The sequence below is a fragment of the Pseudomonas sp. BYT-1 genome (genome assembly GCF_023611805.1).
GTDB lineage: Bacteria > Pseudomonadota > Gammaproteobacteria > Pseudomonadales > Pseudomonadaceae > Aquipseudomonas > Aquipseudomonas guariconensis.
Window position 1 is genome coordinate 3,780,429 of record NZ_CP072559.1, and the last position, 13,421, is coordinate 3,793,849.

Annotated in this window: 15 protein-coding genes and 1 pseudogene; 8 read left to right on the forward strand and 8 right to left on the reverse strand. The window is 64.5% G+C overall.

Features of this window, described 5'->3' with window-relative positions; genetic code table 11:
- The 3 genes from J5X93_RS17590 (at window position 1) to J5X93_RS17600 (ending at window position 2,682) form a co-directional block, all read left to right on the forward strand.
- Entirely contained in the window at window positions 1–705 is a 705-nt protein-coding gene (locus tag J5X93_RS17590; protein ID WP_070573979.1) for a FadR/GntR family transcriptional regulator, read from the forward strand.
- Between the two features lie 14 nt (window positions 706–719).
- Window positions 720–1,409, forward strand: coding sequence for a GntR family transcriptional regulator (locus tag J5X93_RS17595; RefSeq protein ID WP_090346903.1), 690 nt, complete (start codon window positions 720–722; stop codon window positions 1,407–1,409).
- 208 nt (window positions 1,410–1,617) lie between these two features.
- A complete protein-coding gene (locus J5X93_RS17600; RefSeq protein WP_102082778.1) occupies window positions 1,618–2,682 on the forward strand; it encodes a hypothetical protein in 1,065 nt (354 codons plus the stop codon).
- A 13-nt stretch (window positions 2,683–2,695) separates the two neighbouring features.
- On the opposite strand, the gene J5X93_RS17605 is transcribed toward J5X93_RS17600, so the two are convergent.
- Window positions 2,696–3,124, reverse strand: coding sequence for a PACE efflux transporter (locus J5X93_RS17605; protein WP_043213463.1), 429 nt, complete (start codon window positions 3,122–3,124; stop codon window positions 2,696–2,698).
- A gap of 100 nt (window positions 3,125–3,224) precedes the next feature.
- On the opposite strand from J5X93_RS17605, the gene J5X93_RS17610 reads away from it, so the two are divergent.
- The 3 genes and pseudogenes from J5X93_RS17610 (at window position 3,225) to J5X93_RS28610 (ending at window position 6,138) form a co-directional block, all read left to right on the forward strand.
- On the forward strand, window positions 3,225–4,103 hold the full coding sequence (locus J5X93_RS17610; RefSeq protein WP_102082779.1) for a LysR family transcriptional regulator: 879 nt from the start codon (window positions 3,225–3,227) through the stop codon (window positions 4,101–4,103).
- Window positions 4,104–4,251: 148 nt separating this feature from the next.
- A pseudogene (locus J5X93_RS28605) lies at window positions 4,252–5,283 on the forward strand (HAMP domain-containing protein); the annotation flags it as partial.
- Window positions 5,284–5,397: 114 nt separating this feature from the next.
- Window positions 5,398–6,138, forward strand: a complete 741-nt coding sequence (locus J5X93_RS28610) for a methyl-accepting chemotaxis protein (RefSeq protein WP_390483917.1) — start codon at window positions 5,398–5,400, stop codon at window positions 6,136–6,138.
- A 153-nt stretch (window positions 6,139–6,291) separates the two neighbouring features.
- On the opposite strand, the gene J5X93_RS17620 is transcribed toward J5X93_RS28610, so the two are convergent.
- The 3 genes from J5X93_RS17620 to J5X93_RS17630 are packed head-to-tail and all read right to left on the reverse strand — an operon-like array spanning window position 6,292 to window position 8,941.
- A complete protein-coding gene (locus tag J5X93_RS17620; protein ID WP_182942673.1) occupies window positions 6,292–7,356 on the reverse strand; it encodes a YkvI family membrane protein in 1,065 nt (354 codons plus the stop codon).
- A gap of 58 nt (window positions 7,357–7,414) precedes the next feature.
- Window positions 7,415–7,792 carry a RidA family protein gene (locus J5X93_RS17625; protein ID WP_043215883.1) on the reverse strand — a complete coding sequence of 126 codons (378 nt, stop codon included), beginning with the start codon at window positions 7,790–7,792 and terminating at the stop codon, window positions 7,415–7,417.
- A 12-nt stretch (window positions 7,793–7,804) separates the two neighbouring features.
- On the reverse strand, window positions 7,805–8,941 hold the full coding sequence (locus J5X93_RS17630) for an NAD(P)/FAD-dependent oxidoreductase (RefSeq protein WP_182942671.1): 1,137 nt from the start codon (window positions 8,939–8,941) through the stop codon (window positions 7,805–7,807).
- Window positions 8,942–9,053: 112 nt separating this feature from the next.
- Here J5X93_RS17630 and J5X93_RS17635 point away from each other — a divergent pair, with 112 nt between their 5' ends.
- Both J5X93_RS17635 and J5X93_RS17640 read left to right on the forward strand, forming a co-directional pair.
- Window positions 9,054–9,677 carry a helix-turn-helix domain-containing protein gene (locus tag J5X93_RS17635; RefSeq protein WP_052352528.1) on the forward strand — a complete coding sequence of 208 codons (624 nt, stop codon included), beginning with the start codon at window positions 9,054–9,056 and terminating at the stop codon, window positions 9,675–9,677.
- 140 nt (window positions 9,678–9,817) lie between these two features.
- Window positions 9,818–10,603, forward strand: a complete 786-nt coding sequence (locus J5X93_RS17640; RefSeq protein ID WP_043215886.1) for a sulfite exporter TauE/SafE family protein — start codon at window positions 9,818–9,820, stop codon at window positions 10,601–10,603.
- 74 nt (window positions 10,604–10,677) lie between these two features.
- Here the strand turns inward: J5X93_RS17640 and J5X93_RS17645 are convergent, their stop codons facing one another.
- The 4 genes from J5X93_RS17645 to J5X93_RS17660 are packed head-to-tail and all read right to left on the reverse strand — an operon-like array spanning window position 10,678 to window position 13,393.
- The gene (locus J5X93_RS17645) at window positions 10,678–11,214 is read right to left on the reverse strand and encodes a histidine phosphatase family protein (protein WP_090344009.1); all 537 of its coding nucleotides are present in this window, start codon (window positions 11,212–11,214) and stop codon (window positions 10,678–10,680) included.
- Window positions 11,215–11,250: 36 nt separating this feature from the next.
- On the reverse strand, window positions 11,251–11,583 hold the full coding sequence (locus J5X93_RS17650; RefSeq protein ID WP_090344007.1) for a DUF3325 domain-containing protein: 333 nt from the start codon (window positions 11,581–11,583) through the stop codon (window positions 11,251–11,253).
- Window positions 11,580–13,109: a PepSY-associated TM helix domain-containing protein gene (locus J5X93_RS17655; RefSeq protein ID WP_182942669.1), complete on the reverse strand. Its 1,530-nt coding sequence runs from the start codon at window positions 13,107–13,109 to the stop codon at window positions 11,580–11,582. The genes J5X93_RS17650 and J5X93_RS17655 overlap by 4 nt, the downstream gene beginning before the upstream one ends.
- The gene (locus tag J5X93_RS17660) at window positions 13,106–13,393 is read right to left on the reverse strand and encodes an iron transporter (protein ID WP_102082756.1); all 288 of its coding nucleotides are present in this window, start codon (window positions 13,391–13,393) and stop codon (window positions 13,106–13,108) included. The genes J5X93_RS17655 and J5X93_RS17660 overlap by 4 nt, the downstream gene beginning before the upstream one ends.
- Window positions 13,394–13,421 lie beyond the last annotated feature (28 nt).

Consider the following 13,421-nt stretch of genomic DNA (forward strand, 5'->3'; position numbering starts at 1 on the left):
GTGATCAGCTCATCAACCGTCGTCAACTCAGTGGTGGAGAAACTCCGCCAGGCCCTGGCCAGCGGTCAGTGGCGCACTGGCGAAATGTTACCCGGCCAGCGCGAGCTGGCCGAACAGCTGGGCATCAGCCGTCCCAGCCTGCGCGAAGCCGTGACTGTGCTGGAAACCCTTGGCCTGGTGCGCTCGATGCCAGGCAAAGGCGTGCTGGTACTCGATGCCGAGGCCGCCGGGCAAGAGCCGGCCAGCGATACCGTGGCAGCCGCAAGCCTGGCCGATGTGCTGGAGCTGCGCTACACCCTCGAGCCGTTCATCGTCGGTCTGGTCGCCCAGTCAGCCAACAGCCAGGACATCGGCCAACTGCGCCTGACCCTGATGGATATGCGCGAGGCATTGGAAGCCGGCGACAGCGAAGCCGGTGTCAACGCCTACATCGCCTTCCACGAGGCGTTGTTCGGCCTGACTACCAACCCGATCTTCCAGAGCGTGGTGCAGCAGACCGGCAATGCGCTCAAGCAGAGCACAGAAATGCTGCGCAACTCTCCGGAGCACCTGGCCGCACGACTGACTGAAAATGAAGCGGTGGTACGCGCCATCCGTGACAAGAACAGCGCCCAGGCCAGTGCCCAGATGCGCCGGCATATCCTCGAAGAAGGCCAGCGCATGGGCATCGAGCTGAACATTCCCGACGAACACCCGGGTCAATGACCCAAGGAGCGACCATGACTGCCTGCGCCCACGCCGCCCCTCGCCTGCCAGCCCTGCTCGCCAACGGAGAAACCCGTCTTTCGGCCGAGCAGATCTATCCACGTCTGTTCGATGCCATCCTCGAGCAGCGCCTGCCGCCCGGCAGCGCCCTCCCCGAGCAGGCACTGGGCAATGCCTTCGGCGTTAGCCGCACGGTGATCCGCCGGGTGCTCGGGCGCCTGTCCGACCAGCAGGTGGTGGTGCAGCGCCCCAGCCATACCGCCCACCTGGCCACCCCCGATCCCCAGCAGGCGCGCCAGGTCCTCAGCGCCCGGCGTCTGGCCGAAACCACGCTGATCAGCCTGGCCACCCAACGCGCCCGGCCCACGCAGATCCGCCAATTACGTCAACTGGTCGAGCGCGAGCGCCTGCACCATGAACGCGGCGAGCGCTGCACGGCGATCCGCCTGGGCGGCGAATTCCACCTCAAGCTTGCGCAAATGGCCGCCAACGCACCGCTGGCGCGCTTTCTCAACGGCCTGGTGCCCATGACCTCGCTGATCATCGCCCGCTATGAGTCGCCCTGCTGCGAGCACTGCGCCTGGCAGGAGCACGCCGCGATCATCGATGCCGTGGAAAACGGCGATATCGATGCCGCCCTGGCCCTGATGAATGAACACCTGGACCATCTGGAAGCCAAGCTTGACCTGGGCGCCCCAACCTGACACCAGCCCTTCTTCTCCCGGCCGCTCGTACAGCGCGAGTGGCGATCGCTGTGGGAGCGGGCTCACCCGCGGATGCGGTAGAGGCCGCCTCGCGGGTAGACCCGCTCCCATCATTGCAGGGCTGCACGATGGACTGCACAGCGGCCCCTGGTTGCCCCTGCCTATACTTCGGTAACAAACCCGCCTTTGCCCCAGGAAGGCCAGCCGCGTGAACACGCGTACCCTGCTCCTGCTGTCGTGCCTACTGCTGACCTTCGCCGGGTGCGCGGTCAAGCGCCCCCCTGCCCCGCCACCGCCTGTGACCATGACGCCGGCCCTGTGGCAACGGATCGACCAGGAACTGATCGAAGCCTCGGTGGCCGCTACCGGCTCGGCAAATGACTATGCAAGGCGTTCGATGCGGGTCTGGAAAGACCAAGTGCAACGACGCACCGAAAGCGATTTCATCCCTTGGTTCACCGGCTACTGGACGCAGCAATGGCTGACGCTCAAAGTCGCCTGGTACAAGATGAACAGCGGCAAGGGTGCCGAGCCGCCCGAACGGCGCCTGGCGATGTACCTGCAGGAGCAATACCACAAGCGGGTGATAGAACCGGTCGCCGAACAGATCAACCCCGAGGGGATCCGCGACCGCGCCAGCGAGTTGTACCTGCAGCTGTTCGGCCAGCAACTGCCGACCATCATCCAGCGCTACAACGCGCCGCCCGACCAGGTCAGCCAGCGGCTCAACCGCATCAAGATCATCGCCCTGGGACCACCGGCTGCCCGCGATGCCACCCTCTATCAACTGCTCAGGGCCCAATCCTTGGCTCAGCAACCTGCCTGGCAGGCGCTGCGCCAGCACTTGCACCAACAAGCGGCCAAAGCGCCTGGGCAAACCGAGGCCGGGTTGTCTTCGGTGGCCAACCGGGCCAGCGAGAAACTCGGCGCCACCCTGGCGCCACGAGGTATCGCCAGTGCCGTCGCCGCGGCCGTGGGCAAGGCAGCCGGGACCTTGATTTCCCTGGCGGCGGCCGGCTACGGCATGGTCACCCACGACCAGGAGCACCCGCAGATGGTCGAACAACTGCGGGTGATATTGAATGTGGCGCTGAACGAGGAATGGCACGATTTGATGGAGAATCGCCAGAGTGGTGCGATGTCGGGCGTGTACTACCTGTCCGGCCAAGTCGAGGACAGCCTGCTGGCCAGCGCCCCGAAGCCGCAAGAACAACAACTGCAGCAAGCGCCGGTGCAAGAGCAGGAGCCCCTGCTGATTCGATTGCCGCCCTGACGCAATCGCTCGCTCAAGCAGTCGCCATCGCCGAGGTCGGTAACCCGAATACCCGATCGAAGGCCCAGTTGTAGGCAAAGGTGTAGCACGGGATGAGGATAATGAAGGCCAGGTCCACCAAGAAGGCCTCGAGCAAAGTCATGTCCAGCCACCAAGCGATGAGCGGGATCAGGTACACGATCAGCGTCAACTGGAAACCGACGGCATGGGCGATGCGCCTTGCCACACTGCGGCCGCGTTTGGCCTGGCGGCTTTCCCACCACTCGAACAGGGTATTGAAAATCAGGTTCCAGATCATCGCGATGGTGGTGATCATCACCGCCAACGGCCCGGTGTGGCTGGCCTGGGTACCGGAAAGGTAGGCCAGCCCCAGGGTCGACATGCACAGGCCGATCAGTTCATAGAAGGTCACATAGACCAGTTTTCGTTTGAATCCTTGCACGGTTTTCTACCCCTGGTGAATCACGAAGTGGCCAAAGGATGAATCAATCGACTTGACAGTAAAAGTCGGCAGCTTTCAGATTTACTGACAGGAGGCTGCCATGAATTTTTCCAGCGACAATATCCAGCTGTTTCTCGCCGTGCTCGATCGCGGCTCCTTCTCGGCCGCCGCCCGAGCTTTGCAGCGCGTCCCATCGGCGGTGAGCATGGCCATCGGCAATCTTGAGGCGGACCTGGGCTACCCCTTGTTCGAGCGGGGTGCCCGCGAAGCACGTCCCACCGCGCAGGCCCGTGCCCTGGAGCCCCATGCGCGGTTGATCGCCGAGCAGTTGGGGTTGTTGCAAGCCCATGCGCTGGAATTGTCCCAAGGGCTGGAAAGCCGCCTGGCCATCGCCGTGGTGCCGAACATCGACCAGCGCCGATTGCTCACCGCCATCGCCACCTTGAGCGAGCGCTATCCCCTGCTGGACATCGAACTGCTTGCCGCTCCCCAAGAAGAAGCGTTGCACCTGCTCGATAGCGGCCGGGTCAGCCTGTGCATGGCCTTCGCCGGATTGCAGGTCGACCCTCGCCGCAGCTTCCAGCACGTTGCGGTGGAGCCTTTGGTCGCCTCCTTGGCCCCGCACCATCCGGCGTTGCGCAGTGGGCGCATCCACAATCTGGAGGACCTGTTCGATGTGCGCCAGATACTGGTGTGCAGCCGCGATCTGCCGTTGTCCGACCCGCGCTCGCTGATCAGTGCAACCCATTGGCGCTGTAACAGCCTCGACCTGGCCATGCAGATCGTCGAAGCCGGCCTTGGCTGGGGGGACTTTCCATTGGCCCGCGCCGCCCCGCTGTTCGCAGCCGGCCGGTTGGTGCGCCTGGATTTTCGCAACACCCAGAACGCCCTGGAACTGCCAGTGCGGGTGTTCTGGCTCAAGCAACAGCCCCTAGGCCAGGCGGCGCGCATTCTGGTGGAGCTTTTGGCGACACGCTGAGTGCGGCCATGTTCTGCGCGATTCGTCGGCTCTACGACGTATGGTTCATCAATTTTTGTAGGAACCGGCCGATACCGAGGTGACAGGTACCGCCCATCGCGCCAAAAGCGTGCGGCGTCCTCCCTTCATTGGTCCAAGGTCTCGAAACATGAACCTGAAATTCCGCCACAAGATCCTGCTCAGCGCCTGCGCCGTGGTCGTCCTGGCATTTGCCCTGTTCACCCTCTACAACGACTACCTGCAACGCAACATCATCCGCCAGAACATCGAGTCGTCTGTTCGCCAGGCCGGCGCGCAGACTGCCAGCAGCGTGCAGAACTGGATGTCCGGACGCATCCTGGTACTTGAGAACCTCGCCCAGGACATCGCCCAGCAGGGCGCCGGCGAAACACTGCCCGGCCTGGTCGACCAGCCTTCCTACACCAATAACTTCCAGTTCACCTACTTCGGTCAGAACAATGGCGTGTTCACCCAGCGTCCGGACGCCAAGATGCCTGATGGCTACGACCCGCGCCAACGGCCTTGGTATAGCGCCGCGGTGGCCGCCAACCAGACCATGCTGACCCCGCCCTACCAGGCGTCCGTCGGTGGTCTGGTGGTCACCATCGCGATGCCGGTCAAGGCCAAGAGCACCGGCGAGCTGCTGGGTGTGGTCGGCGGTGACCTGAGCCTCAACACCCTGGTGGACATCATCAACGCCGTGGACTTCGGCGGCATCGGCCACGCCTTCCTCGCCGATCGCAACGGCCAGGTCATCGTCAGCCCCGACAAGGACCAGTTGATGAAGAACCTCAAGGACATCTACCCCGATGCCGCCTTGAAGGTCGAGCCAGGCATGCAGGACGTCACCCTCAACGGCCAGGATCGAATCATCTCCTTCGCTCCGGTCGAAGGCCTGCCTTCGGCGCAGTGGTACATCGGTCTGTCCATCGACAAAGACAAAGCCTACGCCGCACTGAGCCAGTTCCGTACCTCGGCGATCATCGCCATGCTCATCGCCGTGGCTGCCATCGCCGGCCTGCTGGGCCTGCTCATCCCGGTGCTGATGCGCCCGCTGACCACCATGGGCCGCGCCATGCAGGACATCGCCGAAGGCGAAGGCGACCTGACCCGCCGCCTGGCGGTGCAGCACAAGGACGAGTTCGGCGAGCTGGCCACGTCGTTCAACCGCTTCGTCGAGCGCATCCACGCCTCGATCAGCGAGGTGTCCTCGGCCACCCGCCTGGTGCATGACCTGTCGGAGAAGGTGGTTCACGCCTCCAATGCTTCGATCATCGGCTCCGAGGAGCAGAGCATGCGCACCAACAGCGTCGCCGCGGCGATCAACCAGTTGGGCGCAGCCACCCAGGAAATCGCCCGCAATGCCGCCGACGCCTCGCAACACGCCAGCGGCGCCAGCGAGCAGGCCAACGACGGGCGTCAGGTGGTGGACGATGCGATCAACGCCATGACCGCGCTTTCGCAGAAGATCAGCGAGTCGTGCGAGCAGATCGAGACGCTCAACGCCAGCACCGACGAGATCGGCAAGATCCTCGACGTGATCAAGGGCATTTCCCAGCAGACCAACCTGCTGGCACTCAACGCCGCCATCGAGGCCGCCCGTGCTGGCGAGGCCGGGCGCGGTTTCGCCGTGGTGGCCGATGAAGTGCGCAACCTGGCCCACCGCACCCAGGAGTCGGCCGAAGAAATCCACCGCATGATCACCAGCCTGCAGGTGGGCTCGCGCGAGGCGGTGTACACCATGAACGAAAGCCAGGTGTCCAGCGAACAGACCGTGCAGGTGGCCAACCAGGCGGGTGAACGCCTGGCCAGCGTGACCCAGCGCATCGGCGAGATCGACGGCATGAACCAGTCGGTGGCCACCGCCACCGAGGAGCAGAGCGCAGTGGTCGAGAGCCTGAACCTGGACATCACCCAGATCAACAGCCTCAACCAGCAAGGGGTAGAGAACCTCAACGAAACCCTGCGCCATTGCGATGCCCTGAGCCAGCAGGCGGGGCGGTTGAAGCAACTGGTGGGCAGCTTCAGGATCTGAGGCGGGTCCTTCGCGGGTAGACCCGCTCCCACAGGTATCGCGCCGTTCTCAGGCTCGGCGCAGTACCCGTGGGAGCCGGCGCGGCCTCGCCTGCTCCTACCGATTCTGCGCAAAACCTGTGGGAATGGGTTTTGGCTGCGCAGCAGCCCCTCGTCAGGCCAGCGCCACCTTGCGCACCTTGCCCCGACGCACCCAGCCCAATAGCACCGCGGCCATCAGCACGAAGCCCAGGTAACCGAAGAAGGGATACACCTCGCCCACCAAGCTGATGAACCCAATCAGGCTGCACACGAACGCAGCCACCCCGGTCAATACCGCCCCCCAGCGAAACGTCGTCGTCCCGGCTGGCAACAGTCGCGACAGGAAGGAAAACAACGTCCCCACGGCCGTGTTGACGATCATTCCGAAGATGATCAGGCACATCACCATCCCCAGCAGCGGCGAAACTTCATTGGCGATCGACAACATCGGCATGGGCAGTTCGGCCACGCTATCCAGGCGCGACAGCAGCCCTGCACTCATCACCAACATCAGCCCCCCGAGCGCCGCGCCCCCGATAAGACCGCCCCAGATGGCCGTCTTCTCACCCTTGGCCGACCCACCGAGAATGGCCAGGATTGGCGCACCGGCCACGATGTTGTAGGACACATAGAGGAATGCCCCCAGCAACCAGTGCCGGGTGCCGGCCTCTTGCTGACTGGCCAAGTGGTCGAGTTCAGCGAAGCTCTGCTCGCGCGAGAGCACGGCGTACAAGGCAATCGCCGAGGCCACCAGAATCAACAGCGGGGTGATGGCGCCAATGGCGACGATCACCTTCTGCACATCCAGGCACACGATGGCCACCACCAGCACCGTCACCAGCACACTGCCCGCCAGGGCCGGCACGCCGAACTGCTGCTCGAGCAAGGCGCCACCACCAGCCAACATGACCACGGTGACGGCAAACATGAAAAAGGTGATCAGCCAATCGACGAACAACCCCAGGTGACGCCCGCAAATGGCCTGTATCACGTCCTTGTGGGACGTTGCCTGCTGGCGATTGCCCAGCCCCGCCAGGGCCATGCCCAGGAAGGTGAACAACGCGGCGCTGACCAACGCCCCGACCAAGCCCCAGATGCCAAAATCGACGAAGAACAGCAACAGTTCCCGTCCGGACGCGAAGCCCGCCCCCACGATCACGCCGATGAAGGCACCGGCGATCTTCAGCTGCTCTTGCATGTGAACCTCTGGCTTTATTGTTGTTGTCGTACAAAGGGGTGTCGTGCCCCGGCTCGCCTCAGTCCTGGCCGATGAACGCCTGCACTTCGATCTCCACATCCACCCCCAGCGCCAAGGCCGAGGCCACGGTCGAGCGTACCGGCAAGGCGTCGCCGAAGACTTCTTTGTAGACCTCGTTGAAGCCCGCGAAGTGAGCCATGTCCGACAGCCATACCGTTGCCTTCACCACCTGATCGAAGCGTGCGCCACAGGCGGCCAGGCTTTCGCCGATGCGCTCGCAGACCGCGCGGGTCTGCGTCTGGATGTCACCGCGGACCACTTCACCGCTGGCGCTCATCGGCACCTGCCCGGACAGGAACAAAAAGCCGCCGGCCTTCACCGCGCGTGAGAACGGGAACGGCAGGCTGCTGGGAAAACGCTGGATGTCATTGCTCATGGGAATCTCCTATCACGGTTGTGGAAAACGAGCCGGAGACAAACGCTCCGGTGAAACGCCCTGCGCCACCAGGCTTGGGCACAGGGGCATGCCCAGCAGCAGGTCAGCCGCCAGGCGCGACGCACCAGCGGCTGACTGGATGCCATAGCCGCCTTGCGCCGCCAGCCAGAAGAACGCGGGCGTGCGTGGGTCGAAACCGATCACCAGGTCGCCATCGGCGACGAACGAACGCAGCCCCGCCCAGCTGTGGCTCGGACGTCGGATGTGCAACGTGGTCATGGCTTCGATGTTGTAGATGCCCAGGGCCACGTCCAGCTCCTCGGGCGCGGCATCCTGCGGCTCGACCGGATCGGCGTTGGCAGGCGAACCGAGCAACTGTCCGGCATCAGGCTTGAAGTAAAAACTTTCATCGACCCCGATCACCGCTGGCCAACGACTGAAGTCCTGCCCATCCGGGCCCGGGAAGGTAAAGGCACTGCGCCGGCACGGCTGCAGACCAACCTTGGCCACGCCACACAGCTCGGCCACTTGATCGGCCCAGGCGCCTGCGGCGTTGACCAACTGCCGGGCCTGCAGATGACCGCCATCGACCAGCTCCACCTCCCAGAGGTCGTCGAGGCGATAGGCCCGGGCCAGTTCGCCATTGCAACGCAGCTCGCCCCCGGCAGCGCGATAGCCGCGCAAAAAGCCCTGGTGCAAGGCATGCACGTCCAGGTCCATGGCACCGGGTTCATGCACTGCACCGGCGAGGATGCCCTCGCACAAGCTCGGCACCAGGGCCAAGGCGCCCTCACGGTCGAGCAGGCTGACGTCGGTCCCGTTGGCCAGGTTCTGTGCGTAGGTGGTCTCGAGCAGTTCGCGTTGCTCGGTGCTGGCGACATACAAGCAGCCGCGTGGCTCGAGCAGCGGATGCTCGCAGAAGCCTTCCGGCGGATGCTCGTAGAACGCACGGCTGGCGCGGGTCAGGGCCTGGATCTGCGGCGTTCCGTAGGCCTCCATGAACATGGCGGCCGAACGGCCGGTGGCGTGATAGCCCGGCTGCATTTCCCGTTCGAGCAGCAGTACCCGGCCCTGACCGGCCAGGCGGTAGCCCAGGGAGGCACCGGCAATGCCCGCGCCGATGATCAAGGTGTCGTAGATCTGTGCCATGGGCGCTCCTGTCGCGCGAATTATCATTTATGAGAATTCTAATATATGAGAATTTCGGTTCGCGCAAGCGTCCAAGGTAAGATGCCGACCAAAGCCGCACACGAGAGTCCCGATGCCCGAAGACCGCACGTCCGCCGCCCAGCGCGCTGGCGCCCTCCCCCTGCTCGATCGCGCCGAGGTCGGCGCGCGCCTGCGCCAGGTACGCAAGGCGCAGCACATGACACTCAAACAACTGTCGGCGCTCAGTGGCGTACCGGTCTCCACCTTGTCGAAGATGGAACTGGCGCAGGTTTCGGTGAGCTACGAAAAACTGGCTGCCGCCGCCCGCGCCTTGAAGCTGGATATCGCCCAGTTGTTTCGTGCCAGCGGCCCGGTGGAGACGCCGGTGCCGGCGACCGTGGTGGTCGACTCGCTGCCCGCGGCCCCCGGTTACTCCACCGGCACCTATGACTACCATCCCATCGCTGGCGCCTTCCCTGAGCGCCGCATGACGCCCGCCTACGCCCGCATCATTGCGCGCGAACGTGGCCAGTTCGATGATTTCATCCGCCATCCGGGCCAGGAGTTCGTCCTGGTGCTCAGCGGTCGAGTGCGCATTCTGTTCGAAACGGGTGAAGCGGTGAGCATAGGCCCGCAGGAAACCGCCTATTTCGACAGCCAGGTCGGGCATATCTATCTGTCTGAAAGCGAAGACGGTGGGGATGCACAGGTGATGGTGGTCATGACCGACCGATGAACGGCCCCCCGGTTCATCCGTCCGGACGAAGCAAAAGACGCCCGGTTATAACCTAATAACGAACAAGTCTATTCGGTTATAAAAAAACCTTTATGCTGGCAGCCATCCGATCACGGGCAAGCTTGGGCGTCGAGTAGCGTATGGATGTAGGTTCTTTCGGTTTCACCATCGCGGGGCTGGTTGTAGGTTTCATCGTCGGCATGACCGGCGTCGGCGGTGGCTCGCTGATGACCCCCATCCTGCTCTGGTTCGGCATTAGCCCTGCCACTGCCGTCGGCACTGACCTGTTGTATGCGGCGATCACCAAGGCCAGTGGCGTCTGGGTCCATGCGCGCAACAAGAACGTCGACTGGAAGATCACCGGCCTGCTGAGCCTGGGCAGCGTGCCCGCGGCGGCGTTGACGCTGTGGTTCCTCCACACCTTGCATGCCGACACCTCCGCGCTCAACGCGGTGATCAAGCAAGGCCTGGCCGTGGTGTTGATCCTCACCGCCCTGGCCATCCTGTTCAAATCACGCCTGCAGGCCTTCGCCAGCCGCCACGCAGGCGATCACTACCACCTCAGCGACCGCAGCCTCAATACCCTTACCGTGCTCACGGGCGTGGTGCTGGGCGTGATGGTCACCCTGACGTCCATCGGCGCAGGCGCCCTGGGTACCGTGGCGCTGTTCCTGCTGTATCCCTTCCTGGTCACTCGCCGCCTGGTGGGCACCGAGATCGCCCATGCCGTACCGCTCACGCTGGTGGCCGGCCTTGGCCATGCGGGCATGGGCAATATGGACTGGTCGCTGCTGGGCTACCTGCTGCTCGGCTCGCTGCCAGGCATCTACCTGGGCAGCCATCTCACCGGGCGTATTTCCGACCGTTTGCTACGCCCGTGCCTGGCGGGGATGCTGCTGCTGATCGGCTACAAGCTCGCGTTTTGAAAGGATGGGCGCGCGTCGCGCCCGTTTCGCAGGATCCTCAGACACCGGCGATATTCGTAGGCACCGGCAAGCGTTCAACCCAAACGCAACCGCCACTTCCCCGCCCGGCTCAAGTGCATGCGTGAAAGCGCTGGCACGTCGATAAGCGCAAAGGCCGCCAGCGGACCGCCAAGCACATGCACCATCGCTGCCCGCATCACCAGCGGATGCGTCACCGCCAGCCACTCTCCCGGCGTATCGAACGCCTCCAGCCAGCTCGCGACGCGCTGGCACAGATGCGCGACGGACTCACCGCCAGGGGGCGCGCAATGGGGGTCTTGCAGCCATTGAGCCAGCGCCTGCGGCTGCTCGGCCTGCAATGCCTTGAGCGCCACGCCTTGCCATGCCCCCATGTCGCAGTCCGCCAGGGCGGGCTCGACCATCGGGCGCGCCCCCAGGCCTGCACAGGTTTCTTGTGCCCGGCGCTCCGGCGCACTCAGAAAGCCGGTGCAGGCTGGAAGCGAGGGCCATTGAGCTACCGGCAAAATGTGCTCGTCAGGGCTGGGGAAACACCCGACCTTCTGGGCTGAGGTCAGGGCATGGCAGATGAGGGTCAGGCGCGCGGCTTTCACCAAGGGCTCTCGACATGAGGTGGGCCAGCTAGCCTATCAGACAAATGCCTGCCCCAGCCCCCACAGCGGCAGCAGCCCCACCAGACAGACCGACATGCGTGGCCAGTAAGGCAGCAGCATCACCAGCAACACCGCCGCCAGGGAGATCATCCCGAACCAAGCCACCGGCCCCATGGCCCATCCCCATGTCTGTGCGCACAACAACAGGCTGGCTAACAACCCTGCCCAACCGCCCCCTCGCAAGCCCAGGCGCAGCACGCGGGGACATGTGCGCCCCCATACCTGCTTGTAATGTCGCTCCAGCCCCTGGCACAGGCCTGTCATGCCCGCGTAGGCGAACAGCATCGCGCCGAGAATCATGCTCATCATCCCTCGGCCTCAATGGTCCGTCCTGCCTTCGCCTTGACCGGTGCCGGCGTGGCCCGCGCAACGCGCAAGGCCGCCAGGGCCAGCCCTACGCCCAGCACCATGCCGGTCACCTCCACGCCCAGCCGCAGATGATCCGCCGTGCCGGCAGTTGCCCCCAGCACACCGAGCCCCATGCACAACAGCGCCGCCGCGCTCAACTGCTCGACCCAGGCGCGCTTGGCCGGGCGCAAGCCAGCATGCAGCAGGGCCAGCAACCAGCCGGCAAAGAACACCCGCACCTCCCAGGCTTCGCGCTGGGGCAGTTCGACCGGCAACAGGCGACTGGCCCACAACAAACCGGCGCAGGCTAGCAACAAGCCGCTGATGAACCCGACATTGCACACCTCGGCCAGCCGATACCACCGGCGCGCTGAGGCCTCGGCCGTCGCATTGGTGTATTTGCGCCCACGCTTGATGCAAAACAGCACCAGGCCGCTGGCAATCATCGCGCAACTGACCAGGCCACAAACGAAGTACAACCAGCGCATGGGGTAGCCGCCGAACTGGGCGAAGTGCAGGCCGATCATTACCCGCTGGGTCAAAGGCGCCGGACGCAGCTCAGGGACATCGCTGAGCAGTTGGCCGCTCACCCCGTCGAAAACCATGGCCTGGCCCTTGGTCAGGGCAATGCGGTTGCCAAGCTCGGGACGGATCTCGATCCGAGCACCGGTGGTGTTCGGATGGCGGATGTTCAGCCCCCCGATCGGCCCCAAACGCGCCTGGGCCTGGGCCAGCAACGGGGCGATCTCGACCAGCTCTGCCGGCTGCCTGGCCGCGCGCTGCGGCGCCTCTTGGCGGCCGCTGCCCTGGGCCTGGAAGTAGGCACGAGGGTCGCCTTCGAACAAGGCATCGATCCCGGCCGGGATGTAGATCAGCATGAAGATCACCAACCCGGTGTAGGTGATCATCAGGTGGAACGGCAGCAACAGCACCGCACTGGCGTTGTGGAAATCCAGCCAGGACCGTTGTCCCTTGTTCGGGCGGAAGGTGAAGAACTCCTTGAAGAGCTTCTTGTGGATGACGATGCCAGTGACCAACGCCGCCAGCATCACCAGGGCCAGCGCACCGACCACGAAGATGCCCCAGTTGCGCGGCAAATCCAGCGTGAAGTGAAAGCGGAAGAAGAAGTTGCCGCCGACGCTGTCACGCACGTTGATCGGCTCGCCTGTCTGCGGGTCCAGTTGCACGCCGACACCATGGCGCCGGTCGCCGGTGGACACACGCAGGCCCGGCGAGCGCTCGGTCGGCAGGCTGATCCCCCAGTTGTCGGCCTTCGGCTCATGGGCCTGCAGGTAGGCAATGGCCCGCTCGGCGGCATCGGTCTGGGGCACCCCACTGGCAGCGATCTCCGGCTGCATCCAGTGGTTGAGCTCCTTGTCGAACACCGCCAAGGTGCCGGTGAGGAAAATGGCGAACAGCAACCAGCCGAAGACCAGCCCGGCCCAGGTGTGCAGCCAGGACATGGATTGGGTGAAGCTGTTCTTCATGCCAGCCACTCCATCGCCTGGGGCCAGAAGCCCACCAGCGCCAGAGGCGCGGACAGCCCCAGCGGCGCCCAGGCATGCAGGGCGTCGCGGCTGGCGAAGGCCCACAGGATCGCAGCGGTGTAGAACATGAACGACGCCAGCGTGGCGACGATTACCGCGTCGCCCGGCGCCAGCGGTAGCAACCGCGCCAGGCAGGCCGTGGCGGCATAGGTGAAGGCGTAGCCGCCAAGCAGTGCAGCGGCGCTGCGCGAGAGAATGGCCAGCCAGGTGGGGTAGGTGTTCATCGATAGCTCCTAACGCCGCTCAGGTCGA